At 71.1% G+C, this 15,113-nt stretch carries 18 protein-coding genes and 2 pseudogenes; 7 read left to right on the forward strand and 13 right to left on the reverse strand.

Going from position 1 to position 15,113, the window contains the following annotated elements; translation table 11 throughout:
• The first annotated feature begins 81 nt into the window (after window positions 1–81).
• Together ACGFYN_RS23890 and ACGFYN_RS23895 are read left to right on the forward strand one after the other, a co-directional pair.
• Window positions 82–1,381 (forward strand): annotated as a pseudogene (locus tag ACGFYN_RS23890) (3-oxoacyl-ACP reductase).
• Window positions 1,381–2,226, forward strand: coding sequence for a MaoC family dehydratase (locus tag ACGFYN_RS23895; protein ID WP_393867855.1), 846 nt, complete (start codon window positions 1,381–1,383; stop codon window positions 2,224–2,226). Before ACGFYN_RS23890 ends, ACGFYN_RS23895 begins: the two are co-directional and overlap by 1 nt.
• Here the strand turns inward: ACGFYN_RS23895 and ACGFYN_RS23900 are convergent.
• The 8 genes from ACGFYN_RS23900 to ACGFYN_RS23935 form a co-directional block, all read right to left on the reverse strand.
• On the reverse strand, window positions 2,213–2,569 hold the full coding sequence (locus ACGFYN_RS23900; protein WP_393867856.1) for a hypothetical protein: 357 nt from the start codon (window positions 2,567–2,569) through the stop codon (window positions 2,213–2,215). The two genes, ACGFYN_RS23895 and ACGFYN_RS23900, sit on opposite strands and share 14 nt — an antisense overlap.
• Before the next feature lie 70 nt (window positions 2,570–2,639).
• Window positions 2,640–3,290, reverse strand: coding sequence for a TetR/AcrR family transcriptional regulator (locus ACGFYN_RS23905; RefSeq protein WP_393867857.1), 651 nt, complete (start codon window positions 3,288–3,290; stop codon window positions 2,640–2,642).
• Between the two features lie 74 nt (window positions 3,291–3,364).
• Entirely contained in the window at window positions 3,365–3,664 is a 300-nt protein-coding gene (locus ACGFYN_RS23910) for a DUF4229 domain-containing protein (RefSeq protein ID WP_393867858.1), read from the reverse strand.
• 93 nt (window positions 3,665–3,757) lie between these two features.
• A complete protein-coding gene (locus ACGFYN_RS23915) occupies window positions 3,758–4,282 on the reverse strand; it encodes a GNAT family N-acetyltransferase (RefSeq protein WP_393867859.1) in 525 nt (174 codons plus the stop codon).
• Window positions 4,283–4,302: 20 nt separating this feature from the next.
• Window positions 4,303–4,947, reverse strand: a complete 645-nt coding sequence (locus tag ACGFYN_RS23920; protein WP_393867860.1) for a UdgX family uracil-DNA binding protein — start codon at window positions 4,945–4,947, stop codon at window positions 4,303–4,305.
• Between the two features lie 77 nt (window positions 4,948–5,024).
• On the reverse strand, window positions 5,025–6,188 hold the full coding sequence (gene mqnE, locus ACGFYN_RS23925; RefSeq protein WP_393867861.1) for an aminofutalosine synthase MqnE: 1,164 nt from the start codon (window positions 6,186–6,188) through the stop codon (window positions 5,025–5,027).
• A 46-nt stretch (window positions 6,189–6,234) separates the two neighbouring features.
• Window positions 6,235–6,690, reverse strand: a complete 456-nt coding sequence (locus ACGFYN_RS23930) for an Lrp/AsnC family transcriptional regulator (RefSeq protein ID WP_016437559.1) — start codon at window positions 6,688–6,690, stop codon at window positions 6,235–6,237.
• A 67-nt stretch (window positions 6,691–6,757) separates the two neighbouring features.
• On the reverse strand, window positions 6,758–7,438 hold the full coding sequence (locus ACGFYN_RS23935; RefSeq protein WP_393867862.1) for a UbiX family flavin prenyltransferase: 681 nt from the start codon (window positions 7,436–7,438) through the stop codon (window positions 6,758–6,760).
• A 90-nt stretch (window positions 7,439–7,528) separates the two neighbouring features.
• On the opposite strand from ACGFYN_RS23935, the gene ACGFYN_RS23940 reads away from it, so the two are divergent.
• Window positions 7,529–8,128, forward strand: coding sequence for a rhomboid family intramembrane serine protease (locus ACGFYN_RS23940; protein ID WP_393867863.1), 600 nt, complete (start codon window positions 7,529–7,531; stop codon window positions 8,126–8,128).
• A 319-nt stretch (window positions 8,129–8,447) separates the two neighbouring features.
• Here the strand turns inward: ACGFYN_RS23940 and mqnP are convergent, their stop codons facing one another.
• Together mqnP and ACGFYN_RS23950 are read right to left on the reverse strand one after the other, a co-directional pair.
• Window positions 8,448–9,350, reverse strand: coding sequence for a menaquinone biosynthesis prenyltransferase MqnP (gene mqnP, locus ACGFYN_RS23945; protein WP_393867864.1), 903 nt, complete (start codon window positions 9,348–9,350; stop codon window positions 8,448–8,450).
• Window positions 9,347–10,798, reverse strand: coding sequence for a menaquinone biosynthesis decarboxylase (locus ACGFYN_RS23950; protein ID WP_393867865.1), 1,452 nt, complete (start codon window positions 10,796–10,798; stop codon window positions 9,347–9,349). The genes mqnP and ACGFYN_RS23950 overlap by 4 nt, the downstream gene beginning before the upstream one ends.
• Window positions 10,799–10,886: 88 nt before the next feature.
• Here ACGFYN_RS23950 and ACGFYN_RS23955 point away from each other — a divergent pair, with 88 nt between their 5' ends.
• Window positions 10,887–11,297: a PLD nuclease N-terminal domain-containing protein gene (locus ACGFYN_RS23955; RefSeq protein ID WP_393867866.1), complete on the forward strand. Its 411-nt coding sequence runs from the start codon at window positions 10,887–10,889 to the stop codon at window positions 11,295–11,297.
• Between the two features lies 1 nt (window position 11,298).
• Here the strand turns inward: ACGFYN_RS23955 and ACGFYN_RS23960 are convergent, their stop codons facing one another.
• A complete protein-coding gene (locus ACGFYN_RS23960) occupies window positions 11,299–11,925 on the reverse strand; it encodes a hypothetical protein (RefSeq protein WP_393867867.1) in 627 nt (208 codons plus the stop codon).
• 52 nt (window positions 11,926–11,977) lie between these two features.
• Window positions 11,978–12,316 carry an ArsR/SmtB family transcription factor gene (locus tag ACGFYN_RS23965; protein ID WP_393867868.1) on the reverse strand — a complete coding sequence of 113 codons (339 nt, stop codon included), beginning with the start codon at window positions 12,314–12,316 and terminating at the stop codon, window positions 11,978–11,980.
• 144 nt (window positions 12,317–12,460) lie between these two features.
• Here ACGFYN_RS23965 and ACGFYN_RS23970 point away from each other — a divergent pair, with 144 nt between their 5' ends.
• Window positions 12,461–13,438 carry a zinc-binding alcohol dehydrogenase family protein gene (locus ACGFYN_RS23970; RefSeq protein ID WP_393867869.1) on the forward strand — a complete coding sequence of 326 codons (978 nt, stop codon included), beginning with the start codon at window positions 12,461–12,463 and terminating at the stop codon, window positions 13,436–13,438.
• Window positions 13,439–13,442: 4 nt separating this feature from the next.
• On the opposite strand, the gene ACGFYN_RS23975 is transcribed toward ACGFYN_RS23970, so the two are convergent.
• Entirely contained in the window at window positions 13,443–13,745 is a 303-nt protein-coding gene (locus ACGFYN_RS23975; RefSeq protein ID WP_393867870.1) for a hypothetical protein, read from the reverse strand.
• A 110-nt stretch (window positions 13,746–13,855) separates the two neighbouring features.
• Here ACGFYN_RS23975 and ACGFYN_RS23980 point away from each other — a divergent pair.
• Together ACGFYN_RS23980 and ACGFYN_RS23985 are read left to right on the forward strand one after the other, a co-directional pair.
• Window positions 13,856–14,020, forward strand: a pseudogene (locus ACGFYN_RS23980) (MerR family transcriptional regulator); the annotation flags it as partial.
• Window positions 14,021–14,173: 153 nt separating this feature from the next.
• A complete protein-coding gene (locus ACGFYN_RS23985; RefSeq protein ID WP_393867871.1) occupies window positions 14,174–15,073 on the forward strand; it encodes a transglutaminase-like domain-containing protein in 900 nt (299 codons plus the stop codon).
• Window positions 15,074–15,113: the final 40 nt, after the last annotated feature.

Here is a 15,113-nt window from a genome sequence, read left to right on the forward strand (position 1 = left end):
ACATTTCTCACCTCCTGCTCGGCTATTACCTCGGGTAACCTGACTCCAGAGTAAGCACATTTCCGCCTGGGGAGAATGGACATGGCCGACCCCTATCTGCGCTTCGCCGGCACCGCGCCCGGCCGCTTCCACCCGCCGCCTGGGGCTGCCGCAGCCGGCGCCGCTGCACCGCTGGTCAGCCGGGCGGCCCGCACTGGACGGCGGCCTGCTCCACCTCACGGCCGGCAAGCCGGACCTCGATCTCGCGCCCGTGCTCGCCCGCACGGAACTGCCCGCGGCCACCGGCCACCCCGGCGCCGTCGTCCTCGACGCCACCGGGGTGCGGGACGTCGACGCGCTCGCCGAGGTGCACGCCGCGCTCCACCCCGTGGTGCGATCCGTCGCGAGCGGCGGCCGGATCGTCGTGCTGGGCTCGCCGCTCGACCCGGCCGACCACCACCAGGCCGCCGCGCAGCAGGCGTTGGAGGGGTTCGTGCGCTCGCTCGGCAAGGAGATCGGGCGCGGCCGCACCGTGAACCTGCTGCGCCTGACGGACGCCGTCGGCGCCGAGTCGACCCTGCGCTTCCTGCTCTCCCCCAAGTCCGCCTACGTCAGCGGGCAGGTGATCGGGACCGGTGCCGCCGCCCAGGACACCGGCGTCGACTGGGAGCGCCCCCTGGCCGGGCGCACCGCCCTGGTCACCGGGGGCGCCCGCGGCATCGGCGAGGCGGTCGCCGCGACGCTGGCACGGGACGGGGCCCGGGTCGTCGTACTCGACGTGCCGCAGGCCGAACAGGAGGCGCGGCGGGTGGCCGAACAACTCGGCGGCACGGCCCTCCTGCTCGACATCACCGCCGCGGACGCGGGCGAGCGGATCGCCGCCGCGCTCCCGGACGGGCTGGACGTGCTGGTCCACAACGCGGGCATCACCCGCGACCGCCGTCTGGTCAACATGCCCGCCGAGCGCTGGAGTCCGGTCCTGGAGGTCAACCTCGCGAGCGTGCTGCGGACGACGGACGCGCTGCTCGGGGCCGGGGCGGTCAGGCGCGGCGGGCGGATCGTCGCGACCGCCTCGATCGCCGGCCTCGCCGGAAACGCCGGGCAGACGAACTACGGCGCGAGCAAGGCCGGCGTCGTCGGCCTGGTCCGCTCCCTGGGGCCGCGCGCGCTCGCCGAGCACGGGGTGACCGTCAACGCGGTCGCGCCGGGATTCATCGAGACGAAGATGACGGCGGCCGTCCCGCTGTTCATCCGAGAGGCGGGGCGCCGCATGAACTCCCTTGCGCAGGGCGGGGTTCCGGCGGACGTCGCCGAGACCACGGCCTGGCTCGCGCACCCTGCGTCGGGCGCGGTCAACGGCCAGGTCGTCCGGGTCTGCGGCCAGAGCCTGCTGGGGGCGTGATGTCGACGTCCGTCGTCCTGCCCGGCTCCCCCGCTCTCGCGCCGCTGCTCGCCCGAGGCGCGGTGCTCTCCCCCTTCAAACACCCGCGCCCGGACGCCGACTTCCCCCGTGACCGGCTCGTCCTGCCCGGACTGCGCATCGACCTCGCACAACTGGCGGCCTACGAGCGGGTGTGCGGCATCCCCACCGGCGACGACGCGCTGCCGCTGACGTACCCGCATGTACTGGGCTTCCCGCTCGCGATGCGGCTGATGAGCGACCGTGACTTTCCGCTGCCGCTGCTCGGTCTTGTCCACACGTCGATCGAGATCACCCGGCGGCGGGCGCTCGCCGCCACCGGGGTGTACGAACTCTCCGTCCACGTCGGCGGGTTGGAGCCCCACAGACGCGGCACCGAGGCGTCCGTGATCACCGAGGTGCGGACCGGCGGAGAGGTCGTGTGGGAGTCACGCAGCACCTATCTGGCGCGGCACCGGACCGAGCGGACGGACGAGCCGCGCCGGGCCGTGCGCGAGCCGCTGCCCGCCGTCGACGAATGGCACCTGAGCGGGGACGTCGGACGCCGCTACGGTGCCGCGTCCGGCGACCGCAACCCCATCCACATGTATCCGCTCACCGCCCGCCTGTTCGGCTTCCCGCGCGCCATCGCGCACGGCATGTGGACGGCGGCCCGCTGCCTCGCCGCGCACGGGGCGCCCGAACGCGCCCGTGTACAGGCGGAGTTCAGGGCGCCCGTGCTGCTGCCGGGCACGGTGACGTACGCGGCGCACGGGGGACGGTTCGAGCTGCGCGGTGGGGAGCGCGTCCATGTGAGCGGCGTCGTCGAGGACCTCAGCCCCGGCTGACGCTGACGCCACCGAGCAGGCCCCAGACGTCGATACGGACCGTCGGGCCGCCGGGCTCGGCCGGGCCGTCGTCCTTCACACCGCCCAGGCGGATGCCGTGCACCTCGACGCGGACGTCGGGACGGACCCGGAGGCTGACGCCGCCGATCAGGCTCAGCTTGGTGATGCGCACCTCGGCGCCGTCCGGGATGTCGATGTCGGTCAGGTCGATGTCGGCGCCGCCGACGAGGGAGACGGTGAGCGTGCGCTCGTGCAGGGTCTCGCCCTGGAGGCGGTGGCCGCCGATGAGGCTCACCTTGACGTCGGTCTTGTGCTGGTCGTCTGCGCCGCTGGTCTTCGTCATGGCCAAGAAGGTAAGGGCGGAGGGGTGCGTTCCCTCAGTGCCCTGCGTCCCGATCGGCGCATGACAGTTGTCACGCCTCCGCGGTGAGCGGGGGTGACCACGGCCGGCCCTCCATGAGGTTGCCCAGGCCCGCCCAGGCGAAGTTCATCAGGGTGGCCGCCGCCTGCCGGGCCGTGGTGCCGGGGGTGGCGTTGGCCCAGGCGGCGAGCGACTCGGCGGCGCCGACCAGGGCCTCGGCGAGCCCGGCGACCTCTCGTTCGGGCAGGTCGGGGTCGCGGTGCGCGTCCCGGGCCGCGACGACGATGAGCTGGGTGACGAACGCGACGATCTCCTCGCGCATCGCGGTCACCTCGGCCGCGAACGGTTCACGGGTACGGGCCTGCAGATGCAGCACCGCCCAGCCGTCGGGGTTGTGCGCGGTGTGCGTGAAGAACGCCCGCAGCCCCTCCCACAGTTGGCGGTCGGCGGGCAGCTCGGCCCGTACACCGGCCCGGACCGCCTCGACGAGCGCCGTCGCCTCCCGCCGGATACAGGCGGTGAACAGGTCTTCCTTCGAGTTCAGGTACAGATAGACCAACGGCTTGGACACACCCGCCAGTTCGGCGATCTCGTCCATCGACGCGGCCATGTACCCACGCTGCCCGAAGGTCCGCACGGCGGCGTCCAGCATCTGCTGCTCACGGACCGCCCGCGGCATGCGCTTGGTCTTCACGGCACCCATGGGAGAAGGGTAATTGGGCGGGCGTTCCCCGAGACCCCCGCTTGCCTCACGACTACGGGGTGTGCCCTCGACGGCTACGAGGTCTGGCCCTGCGCGCGGGCCGCGTCGTCCGCGCCGTCCTCCTGGCTGCGGTTGGCCTCCAGGTTGGCCTTGGCCCGGTCGACCCGCTCGACGATCTGCACCGAGGCCCGGTCGCGCTCCTTGCGCAGGACCACGAAGCTGATCGGGGCCGAGATCACCAGGGCCAGCAGGACGACCCACATGCCGTTGGACTCGCCGAGCCCGCGCGGGACGATGCCGGAGTAGACGAGGCCCCAGACGACCACGAGGCAGCCCGCGAAGATCCCGAGGCGCATCAGCGTGTAGCGGAGCATCTCAATCCACTCTTCCGTCTCTGACAGTTTCGAACGGCCTCAGAAGGGCCACCGTCCAGTGAAGCACGCCTGACCGGCGATCTTCCAGCGGGGTCAGGTCAGCGGCAGCAGCATGAAGACGTCGTCGCGGTCGTCGTCCGGGGCGACGCGGATGGCGCCGGGCACCCGCCCGACCTCCTTGTAGCCGCAGGAGCCGTAGAACCGCTCCAGGCCGTTGCCGCCGCGGCAGGTGAGCCGGATCGCGCCGATGCCGTCGAAGCCGCGGGCCGCGTCCTCGGCGGCGGCGAGCAGGTCGCGTCCGTATCCCCTGCCCTGGTGCCGGGGGTGCACCATCACCGTGTAGAGCCACACCCAGTGCTGCATCAGCCGGTGGGTGTTGAAGGCGAAGAAGGCGGTGGCCGCGACCTCGCCGGACTCGTCGTGGCCGACCAGCAGCCGGGTGCGGCCCTCGGCCATGCCGGCGAAGTGCTTCACGAGCTCCGGGCGTATGTCGTGCGCTGTGACCGGTGGCACGAAGCCGACCGAACCGCCCTCGTTCGAGACGTCCGCCCACAGCTCGAGGATGCCGTCGCGCAGAGCGGGAGTGACGGCGGGGTCAAGAGTGAAAGTAAGGGACACCGGGCCATGGTACGCATTACCTACAGCAGACGTGCCGCCGCTCCGAGATCCGAGACGAGCCCCTGGTACGCCGCCTCCCGGTCGTCCGCCCGCAGCACGGACGAGGGGTGCACGGTCGGCACGAGCCGCTCCGCGCGCCCGTGGATCTCCTCCTCCATGACCGTCCCGCGCACCTGCGTGACCCGGAACGACGAGCCCAGGAGCGCCTTCCCCGCGGTCGCGCCCAGCACCACGATCAGCTCGGGTTCGACGACCGCCAACTCGGCGGCGAGCCACGGCCCGCAGGCCGTCATCTCGCGGAGCGTGGGCGCCTTGTGGATACGGCGCTTGCCGGGCTCGGCCTGCGTGAACTTGAAGTGCTTGACGGCGTTGGTGACGTACGCGTCCGCCGGGTCGATGCCGGCTTCCTCGAGAGCGCGGTCGAGGAGTTTCCCGGCGGGGCCGACGAACGGCTTGCCCTGGCGGTCCTCCTGGTCACCGGGCTGCTCGCCGACGAGCATCACGCGCGCGTGTGCGTCGCCCTCGCCGAAGACGGTCTGCGTGGCGTCCCGGTGCAGGGGGCAGCCGCGACAGTCGGCGGCGGCTTTGCGTAGTGCCGGGAGCCCGCCCCGCTCAGGAAGAAAGGGTTCAGCGGTATAGGCATCCTCGGGCGCCTTGTCAGCCATGCGGCCCGAGTACCCCACCTGGGGCGCGGGGAACTGTGCGACCAGCCCCCACGCGCCCGCAGCCGAAGTAGCAGCCCTCACACCCGCATCGGCTGCGGCGACTCCCGGCGGGCGGGGTCCGGGGCGTCGTACTCGCGGATGATCTCGTAGCGCGTGTTCCGCTCCACCGGGCGGAAGCCGGCGTCGCGGATCAGGTCGAGGAGGTCCTCGCGGGTCAGCTTGTTCGGGGTGCCGTAGTTGTCGGCGTCGTGCGTGATCTTGTACTCGACGACCGAGCCGTCCATGTCGTCCGCGCCGTGCTGGAGCGCCAGCTGGGCGGTCTGCACGCCGTGCATGACCCAGAAGACCTTGACGTGCGGGACGTTGTCGAAGAGCAGGCGGGAGACCGCGAAGGTCTTCAGGGCCTCGGCGCCGGTGGCCATCTGGGTGCGGGCCTGGAGGCGGTTGCGGACCTTGCCGTCCTTCATGTCCACGAAGTCGTGCTGGTAGCGCAGCGGGATGAAGACCTGGAAGCCGCCCGTCTCGTCCTGGAGCTCACGCAGGCGCAGCACGTGGTCCACGCGGTGGCGCGGCTCCTCGATGTGGCCGTAGAGCATGGTGCACGGGGTCTTCAGGCCCTTCTCCTGCGCCAGGCGGTGGATGCGCGACCAGTCCTCCCAGTGGGTGCGGTGGTCGACGATGTGCTGCCGGACCTCCCAGTCGAAGATCTCGGCGCCGCCGCCGGTCAGCGACTCCAGGCCCGCGTCGATCAGCTCGTCGAGGATCTCGGAGGCGGACAGCCCGGAGATCGTCTCGAAGTGGTGGATCTCGGTCGCCGTGAAGGCCTTCAGGGAGACGTCCGGCAGGGCGGCCTTCAGCTCCCGCAGCGAGCGCGGGTAGTAGCGCCACGGCAGGTTCGGGTGCAGGCCGTTGACGATGTGCAGCTCGGTGAGGTTCTCACCCTCCATCGCCTTGGCGAGCTTGACCGCCTCCTCGATGCGCATCGTGTACGCGTCCTTCTCGCCCGGCTTGCGCTGGAAGGAGCAGTAGGCGCAGGACGCCGTGCACACGTTGGTCATGTTGAGGTGGCGGTTGACGTTGAAGTGGACGACGTCGCCGTTCTTCCGCGTCCGCACCTCGTGCGCGAGGCCGCCGAGCCATGCCAGGTCGTCCGACTCGTACAGCGCGATGCCGTCCTCGCGGGTCAGGCGTTCCCCCGCCCTGACCTTCTCCTCCAGCTCACGCTTGAGCCCGACGTCCATGCCCACACCTTTCTCCGACGACACCGACAACCGTACGTCCCGTCCGCTACACCTCTTCGGGCAGCTCCCCGACCCGGTTCTCCCACTTCGTGGAGAGAATGATCGTGGTACGGGTGCGGGAGACACCCTTGGTGCCGGACAGCCGGCGGATGATCTTCTCCAGGCCGTCCACGTCCGCCGCCCGCACCTTGAGCATGTACGAGTCGTCGCCCGCGATGAACCAGCAGTCCTCGATCTCGGAGAGGTCCTTCAGCCGCTGGGCCACGTCCTCGTGGTCGGTGGCGTCGGACAGCGAGATGCCGATGAGGGCGGTGACGCCGAGGCCGAGCGAGGCGGCGTCGACTGTGGCGCGGTAACCGGTGATGACACCGGCCGCCTCCAGCCGGTTGATGCGGTCGGTGACACTGGGTCCCGACAGGCCGACGAGGCGTCCCAGCTCCGCGTAGGAAGCCCGGCCGTTCTCCCTCAGGGCCTGGATGAGCTGCCTGTCCACCGCGTCCATGCGATCGAAGCCTTCCGCTGAAGAGTTCCTGAAGTGATGAGAGGTGCTGGGGGTGCCGCGGCGTGCGCTACTCGCCCGTCCCGCGGTGCAGTTCGCCCTTCCAGCGCCGGTACAGACCGTGCTCGACGCCCGCCGCGTCCAGCACCCGTCCGCCGACGAAGTCCACGAGGTCCTGGATGTGGGCGGCCCCCGCGTAGAAGCCCGGTGAGGCGGGCACCACGCTCGCGCCGGCGTCGTCCAGCGCGACCAGGTGCCGGAGGGTCTGGCCGTTCAGCGGGGTCTCCCGTACGGCCACGACCAAGGGACGGCGTTCTTTGAGGGTGACGCTCGCCGCCCGCTGCAGCAGATCCTTGGACAGCCCGAGCGCGACACCCGCGACACAGGCCGTGGAGGCGGGCACGATCAGCATGCCCTTGGTGCGGTACGACCCGGAGGACGGTCCGGCCGCGAGGTCGCCCGCGTTCCAGTACCGCACGTCCGAGAGGTCGGTCGCGAAGGCCCCGGGCTTGCCGTCGGCGCCCCGGGTCAGCCATTCCCGCAGGTCGTCCTGCCAGTGCGCGTCCCGGAAGGCGATGCCGGTCTCGTCCAGCAACGTCAGCCGCGAGGCCCGCGAGACGACGAGGTCCACGCTCTCGCCGGCGTCGAGGAGTGCTCGCAGCACCGACGCGGCATATGGCGTGCCGGAGGCGCCGGAGACCCCTACGATCCAAGGCGTACGCGGCGTCTCTCCTGGCTTGACTGGGTTCACAACACCGAGCCTATCCGGCGTCGCAGGATGGGAACCGGCCAAGGGGTCCGGTCGTTCCCCGGAGGGGACGAGCGAGTGGTGGGGGGTGCCATGCCGGGTACGGAGCTCGAGTGGTCGCGCAGCGACCGTGCGAAGGCCGCGGCCAAGCTGATGGTGGGCTGGGTCGCGCTGCTGTGGCTGCTGGAAGTGGTCGACGTGCTCAGCGGCCACGCGCTGGACGGCCTGGGCATCACGCCGCGCGAACCGTCCGAGCTGATCGACGTCGTCCCCGCCGCGTTCATCCACTTCGGCTTCGCCCATGTCGCCGCCAACAGCGTGCCCTTGCTGGTCATGGGCTTCCTCGCGGCCCTGGGCGGCCTGCGCAGGTTCGCGACCCTGTGTCTCGCGATCATCGTGGCCGACGGACTCGGCGTGTGGCTGATAGCCCCGGCACACACCAACACCGCGGGCGCCTCCGGCCTCATCTTCGGCCTCTTCAGCTTCCTGCTGGTCAACGGCTTCGTGGAGCGCCGCCCGCTCGGCGTCCTGGTCGGGCTGCTGGTGGGGGCGGTCTGGGGCGGCTCGATCCTGCTGGGCATGTCCCCGCTGCAGACCGGCGTGAGCTGGCAGGCCCATCTGATCGGCCTGGCGGCGGGAGTGACGGCGGCGTTCTGGTTCCGCCACGGCACGCCTGCGGCGCCCGGGCGGTGAGATCCGCACACCCGGTCCGATGAGATCCGCGCCCCTGCCCGGTGAGATCCGCGTCCCTGCCCGGTAAGAGGCGGGCCCCCTCCCGGCAGGCCGCGGGCCCTCTCCCGGCAATGGGCCTTGTCCCTGCAACGGGCTGGCCTTCTCCCGGCAATGGGCGGACCCTCTCCCGGCGATCCGGCACGGCGTCTTCCGGTGGCGGCCGCCTCGGCGAGCATGCGCGGCCACTTCCTGGCCGCCGGGCCCTCTCTCCTGCTTCCGCCGCCGCACGCCTGCGGCGCCCGGGGGGTGAGATCCGCGCACCCTGCCCCGTGAGAACGGCTCAGACGGTGAGGCCGCGCACCAGCAGGTCCAGCAGCGCGCACGCGAACAGGGCGATGCCGATGAAGCCGTTGACGCTGAAGAACGCCCTGTTGAGGCGGGACAGGTCGTGCGGGCGGACGATGGAGTGCTCGTACACGAAGGCGCCGGCGACGATCATCAGGCCGAACCAGAAGAAGCCGCCCGCGTCCGTGGTCACCGCGTAGGTGACGAGCAGCGCCATGACCGCGGTGTGGCAGACGCGGGCGCCCCAGATGGCGGCCGGGATTCCGAAGCGGGCCGGGACCGACATGACGCCGATCTCACGGTCGGTCTCGACGTCCTGACAGGCGTAGATCAGGTCGAAGCCGCCGATCCAGATGCCGACCGCGAGGCCGAGGATCACCGCGTCCCAGGACCACTCCCCGCTGATCGCCAGCCAGCCGCCGACCGGGCCCATCGCCTGGGCGAGACCGAGGATGGCCTGCGGGAAGTTCGTGAACCGCTTGCCGTAGGGATAGACCACCATCGGGATCACGGCGATCGGGGCCAGGGCGAAGCAGAGCGGGTTGAGCAGGGCCGCCGATCCCAGGAAGACCACGACCGCGATCAGCGCGCCCGTCCAGGCGTGCTTGACCGACATCGCGCCGGTGACCAGCTCGCGGTGCGCGGTCCGCGGATTCCGGGCGTCGATCTCGCGGTCGATGATCCGGTTGACCGCCATCGCGAAGGTGCGCAGGCCCACCATGCAGATGGTGACCAGGAGCAGCCGCCCCCAGTGGATGTTCCGGTCCCACTCGAACATCGCCGTGAGGGCGGCGATGTAGGCGAAGGGCAGGGCGAACACCGAGTGCTCGATCATCACCAGACGGAGGAACGCCTTGGTTCTTCCTGGCTGCGGGATCGCGGCGGAAGCGCTGCTCACAGGCCGTACTCCTTCCATCGGCGGTCGACCTTCGCCGCCGTCTCGGGATCGGACAGGACCATGTCGGGCCAGCCGCCGTCGCGCGTGTAGCCCTCCTCGGGCCACTTCTTCGTCGCGTCGATCCCGGCCTTCCCTCCCCAGAACTGCTGGTAGGAGGCGTGGTCGAGATGGTCGACGGGGCCTTCGACGACGCTGAGATCACGGGCGTAGTCCGTGTTGCCGAGGGCGCGCCAGGCGACCTCGTGCAGATCGTGGACGTCGCAGTCCGAGTCCACCACCACGATCAGCTTCGTCAGGGACATCATGTGTGCCCCCCAGACAGCGTGCATCACCTTTTGGGCGTGCTTGGGGTATTTCTTGTCGATCGAGACAATCGCGCAGTTGTGGAAACCGCCGGCTTCCGGCAGGTGGTAGTCCACGATGTCCGGCACGATGATCTTCAGCAGCGGGAGGAAGAACCGCTCCGTCGCACGCCCCAGCGGTCCGTCCTCCGTCGGAGGGCGGCCTACGACGATCGACTGAAGCAGCGGCCGCTTGCGCATCGTCACGCAGTCGATGGTCAGCGCGGGGAACGGCTCCTGCGGCGTGTAGAAGCCGGTGTGGTCGCCGAAGGGCCCCTCGGGCAGCATCTCGCCGGGCTCCAGCCAGCCCTCGATGACCACCTCGGCCTGCGCCGGGACCTGCAGCGGAACGGTCTTGCAGTCGACCATCTCGATCCGCCTGCCGGCGATGAACCCGGCGAAGAGGTACTCGTCGATGTCGCCGGGGAGCGGGGCCGTGGAGGCGTAGGTCACCGCGGGCGGGCAGCCGAAGGCGATCGCGACCGGCAGCCGCTCGCCCCTGCTCGCCGCCACCTGGTAGTGGTTGCGGCTGTCCTTGTGGATCTGCCAGTGCATGCCGATGGTGCGCCGGTCGTGGCGCTGGAGGCGGTACAGCCCGAGGTTGCGGATGCCGGTCTCGGGGTCCTTGGTGTGCGTGAGGCCGAGGTTGAAGAAGGAGCCGCCGTCCTGGGGCCAGGTGAACAGCGCGGGCAGGGCGTCGAGGTCGACGTCGTCGCCGGTGAGCACGACCTCCTGCACAGGGGCGTCCTTCACCTTCTTCGGCGGTACGTGCGTCATCGCGCCGAGCTTGCCGAAGGCCTCCCGCACGCCGACGAAGCCGTGCGGCAGCTCGGGGCGCAGCAGTCCGCCGATCCGGTCGGAGATCTCTCCGTACGACTTCAGGCCCAGCGCCTTCAGGAGCCGGCGGTCGGTGCCGAAGACGTTCATCGCGAGGGGCATGGACGAGCCCTTCACGTTCTCGAAGAGCAGTGCGGGGCCGCCCGCCTTCTGCACGCGGTCGACGATCTCCCCGACCTCCAGGTACGGATCGACCTCGGTCTTGACGCGCTTGAGGTCGCCCTCGCGTTCCAGTGCCCTGAGCAGGGAGCGAAGATCGTCGTAAGCCATGCGTCCCAGTATCGGCCACCCGCTAACCTGACCCCGTCACCGGGGCCGGACAGCGCCTCGCCACCGTCTGTTGGGGGATCGCACCACCATGCTCAGGTATCTGCCGTTCCTGCTGGTCCTGGCGCTGTGGATCTTCGCTTTCATCGACTGCCTGAACACTCCGGAGGAACAGGTGCGCGGGCTGCCCAAGGTGGTCTGGGTGCTCATCATCCTGTTCTTCGGCGAGGTGCTGGTCGGCCCGATCGCCTGGCTCGTGGCGGGCAAGGTCCGGCACGCCCCCACGGGCGGCGCCACGCCCTCCGAGTGGCACCGCAGCCACCGCACCCGGTTCGTCGCCCCCGACGACAACCCCGAGTTCCTGAAATCCCTTCGCGAGGAGAACAAGAAGGACGAGACCCTCCTCAAGGACTGGGAGGCGGACCTGCGCCGCCGCGAGGAGGAGCTGCGGCGGCGGGAGCAGGGAAACCGGGAGAGCCAGGAGAACGAGGACAAGGGGTAGCTCATCCCGCGTCCGACGGCTCGGCCTGATCGGCGTGTTCGACCCTGATGTACCTGCTGCCGCTCTCCCCGTAGGCCTCCTTGAGGATCGGGCCCGCCCGGCCGGGATCGTCGACCCCGACATGGACGAACCCCCGCTCGTCCGCGGCGACTTCGCGCAGGACGAAGGTGCCGTCCCAGCGATGCATGTCGTCGGCGATCCGGTCGGACAGGGCGTCGAGCGTCCTCCCGCTGACGTCGGCCTCGTGCAGCCGCACCGTCACGCCTCGCACGGCGCTGCCGCAGACCTCGTCGTCGAAGGCGGCGGAAGGGATGCGCCAGACGTCGGCCGTCCGGTGGACCTCGTCGACGGAGAGACCCGTGTAGACGTCCGGGTACTTCGTCCGGGCCAGCTCGCCGATGTGTGCGACGACGCGTGTCAGCGGGGTGCCGCCGTCGCGGTCGGGCAGGCTTTCGGCTGGGCGGGTGCCGGCACAAGTCCGGTTCGTGGCAACGGGCTTGACGCCTCCCGGGTCCACCCCGAGCCCGCCGTCGGTGTGGCCGGTGCGCAGCGCGTCGGCGTACAGACCCGTGGCCACCAGCAGGGCTACCGTCGCCCCGGCCGACGCGATCCAGGTGCGCTTCCTCATGGTCCCTCCGTCCGCTGCCTTCGGACTGTGACGCCGGAGGGGGTGGAGACGTTCAGGCGGTCGGATCGTCCCGCAGGACCAGGGCGAGCAGTCCCGGGAAACGCGCGTCGAACTCCGTCCGGCGCAGCCGGTTGACCCGTCGGGCCCCCTCGTCGCGCTGCTCCACCAGCCCGGCGCCCCGCAGTACCGCGAAGTGGTGGCTGAGGGCCGCCTTGCCGACGGGTACGTCGAAGCTGCCGCAGCTGCGGGTCCAGTCGGCCGAGGCCGCCAACTCCCTTACGAGGGTGAGGCGTACGGGATCGGCGAGGGCGGCGAACGCCGTCAGGACGGGGACCTCGTCGGGGTGCGTATGGCCGGGGGCGGCCCGATGACCGGTGGTGCGCTGCGCCACGCCCTGCTCCTTGCCGAGGACTCGCTCGCCGGGTAATCGCTATCCGAGTGTCCGCTTGCCGAGTATCCGCTTGCCGAGTGTTCGATGAAAACCATACACTCAGCAGTGTTCGCTTCCTATCGAACACTCGTGAGGAGTGCTGTCATGCGCGCGGTCGAGTTCCAGGAGTACGGCGGACCCGAGGTCCTGAAGGTCGTGGAGGCGGAGGTGCCCGAGCCGGGCCCCGGCCAGGTGAGCCTCGACGTGGCGTACACCGGGGTGAACTTCGCGGACCTCAAGGCGCGCGCCGAGGGATACCGCGTGCCCCGACTCCCGTTCGTACCGGGCCTGGAGGCGTCCGGCCGGATCCGCGCGCTCGGCGCGGGCGTCACCGGACTGTCCGCCGGGCAGGAGGTGACGGCGCTGACGGAGGGCGGCGCCTACGCGGACGTGCTGCTCGCGCCCGCCTCGACCGTGTTCCCGGTCCCGGCCGGGGTCGGACTGCGTACGGCGGCGACGCTGCCCACCGTGCTGCCGACGGCGTACGCCCTCGTCCATTCCGTCGGCCGGCTCCAGCCCGGCGAGACGGTGCTCGTGCAGGGCGCGGCGGGCGGAGTGGGCACCGTGGTGGGGCAGTTGGCGAAGGCGGCGGGCGCCGGGGCGGTGTACGGAGTGGTGTCGGGCGCGGCCAAGGCGGACTACGCCCGCGAGCAGGGGTACGACGAGGTGTTCGTCGGCGAGTTCACCGAGGCGGTGCGGACCGCGACCGGCGGCCGTGGCGTCGACCTCGCACTCGATCCCGTCGGCGGCGAGACCCTCCGCGGCAGCCTCGCCTCGCTCGCGGTCTTCGGGCGTCTGGTCTCCTTCGGCAACGCGAGCTCGGCCCCGGCCTGGACCGTGGGGCAGGCCGAGCTGTATCCCTCCGGTGTCTCGGTGGGCGGCTTCTCGATCCTGACCCTGGCGAAGACGGCCCCCGGCGAGCTGCGCGCCCTGGCCGACCGGGCCTTCGCCAAGGCCCTGGACGGCACCGTGTCGCTGCCCGTCACCGCCGAGTTCGGCTTGGAGGAGGCGGCGGAGGCGCACCGCCTGATGGGCACGCGCACCAGCACGGGCAAGCTCCTGCTCAGGGCGAACGGCGAGTAGCGGGTCAGCCCTCCGGGTCCGCCTCCAGCCACGTCAGCTGGAGGTCGTCCAGGAGCGACTGCCCCGGCCGCCCCGAGGCGTGCGCGTTGATCTCCACCTGGACCGTCGCCCAGCACGCGAGGCTCATGGCGAGGACCCGCAGTCCGTCCGTGCCGTACCGGTCCAGGACGTCGTCGGCGCAGTCGAGCGCCTCCTGGGCGACGCGTTCGGCGGGGTAGCTGCCGACCGCACGGCGCAGCAGGTCGATGGAGAGACGGGAGACCTCCGGAGCGATGGCGGACAGATGCCGGTCCTCTTCTTCGTCCACGCCGTCACACTAGGGGACCTGGTCGTTCTCGTACGGATTCCGCCATGAATCTGCCAGTTGGTGAAGATCCGGCAACGGGCGACGGCGGGCCCGAAGCGGATCCGCACCCGCTGGTCAAGGGGTACGGCCCGGTGGCGGCGACGCACATCATGCGGTCGGTGCACGCCGGCGACGTCGCCGGCGCCCTCGCCCTGGTGGACGCCGCACATGCCGCCCCGCACACCGAGCCGACGGATCCACGCGCGGCGACCGCGGCGCCGGAGGCGCTGGCGGGGGTGGGCGGCGATCACCGCGCACGGGGAGGCGCTGACCTCCACGGCCGGCTCCCGATCGCCGGGCCGCTGGACAATTCGCGGGGAATTTTGACACGGTGAGGCGCACCGGCCCGTAATCGAACACGTGGCCGATGACGCCGAAAGGGAGGCTTCGTGCCCCTCTCCTTCTACGCAGCGCAGAGCACCTTCTCCGACCCCGGTGAACTCGTCACCCACTACGCCGACCTGCCGTCTGATCCGGCCCAACTCGCCCGCATCACACGGGACTTGCTCATCCACCGCCTGGAAGACGGCATCTTCGGCCACACCCACCCGTCCGACCGCCTGCACAACGACGCCGAGACCCGCTACGTCGACGACATCCTGCGCGTCCTCGTCTCGCGCGACGACGCACCGCTGGCCCAACGGCGCGCGCTCGAGGGCCGGTTCGTCGGGACCTGCCGGGACTTCGCGCTGCTGCACTGCTCGTTCCTGCGCCACGCCGGCATCCCCGCCCGCACCCGGAGCGGCTTCGCCGACTACTTCGGGGACGGCCGCTTCCACGTCGACCACGTCGTCACCGAGTACCTGGACGAGGAACGGGGCTGGCTGCTCGCCGACCCCGAGCTCGCCGACCCCTTCGTCGCCGGCCACTGGAACGTGGACTTCGACCCGATGGACGTCCCGCGCGACCGCTTCCTCGTCGCGGGCGAGGCCTGGCGGGCGATCCGGGAGGAGGGCGCGGACCCGGAGACCTTCGGACTGCATCCGCCGGAGCAGGGCCCGTTCTGGGGCGAGCGGTTCGTCTCGGGCAACGTCCGGCTCGACCTGGCCGCACTGAACAAGGTGGAGCCGCTGCTCTGGGACGTCTGGGGCGAGGCCGAGGGCGAACCCGGAGATCCCCTGCCCGAGCCGGCCCGCCTCCTCTACGACCGCGTCGCCCCCGTCGTCAGCGGTGACATCTCCTTCGACGCCGTACGGAAGCTGTTCACCGAGGACGACGTCCTGCGCACTCCGAGGACGGTGACGTGCTACGCCCCCTTCAACGGGCCGAGCCGGGTGACTCTGCGCTGACCGCCCGCCCTCCTGGGCCCGAGTGCGGCGTTGCCCGGAC

The organism is Streptomyces sp. NPDC048419 (assembly GCF_043200415.1).
Lineage (GTDB): Bacteria > Actinomycetota > Actinomycetes > Streptomycetales > Streptomycetaceae > Streptomyces.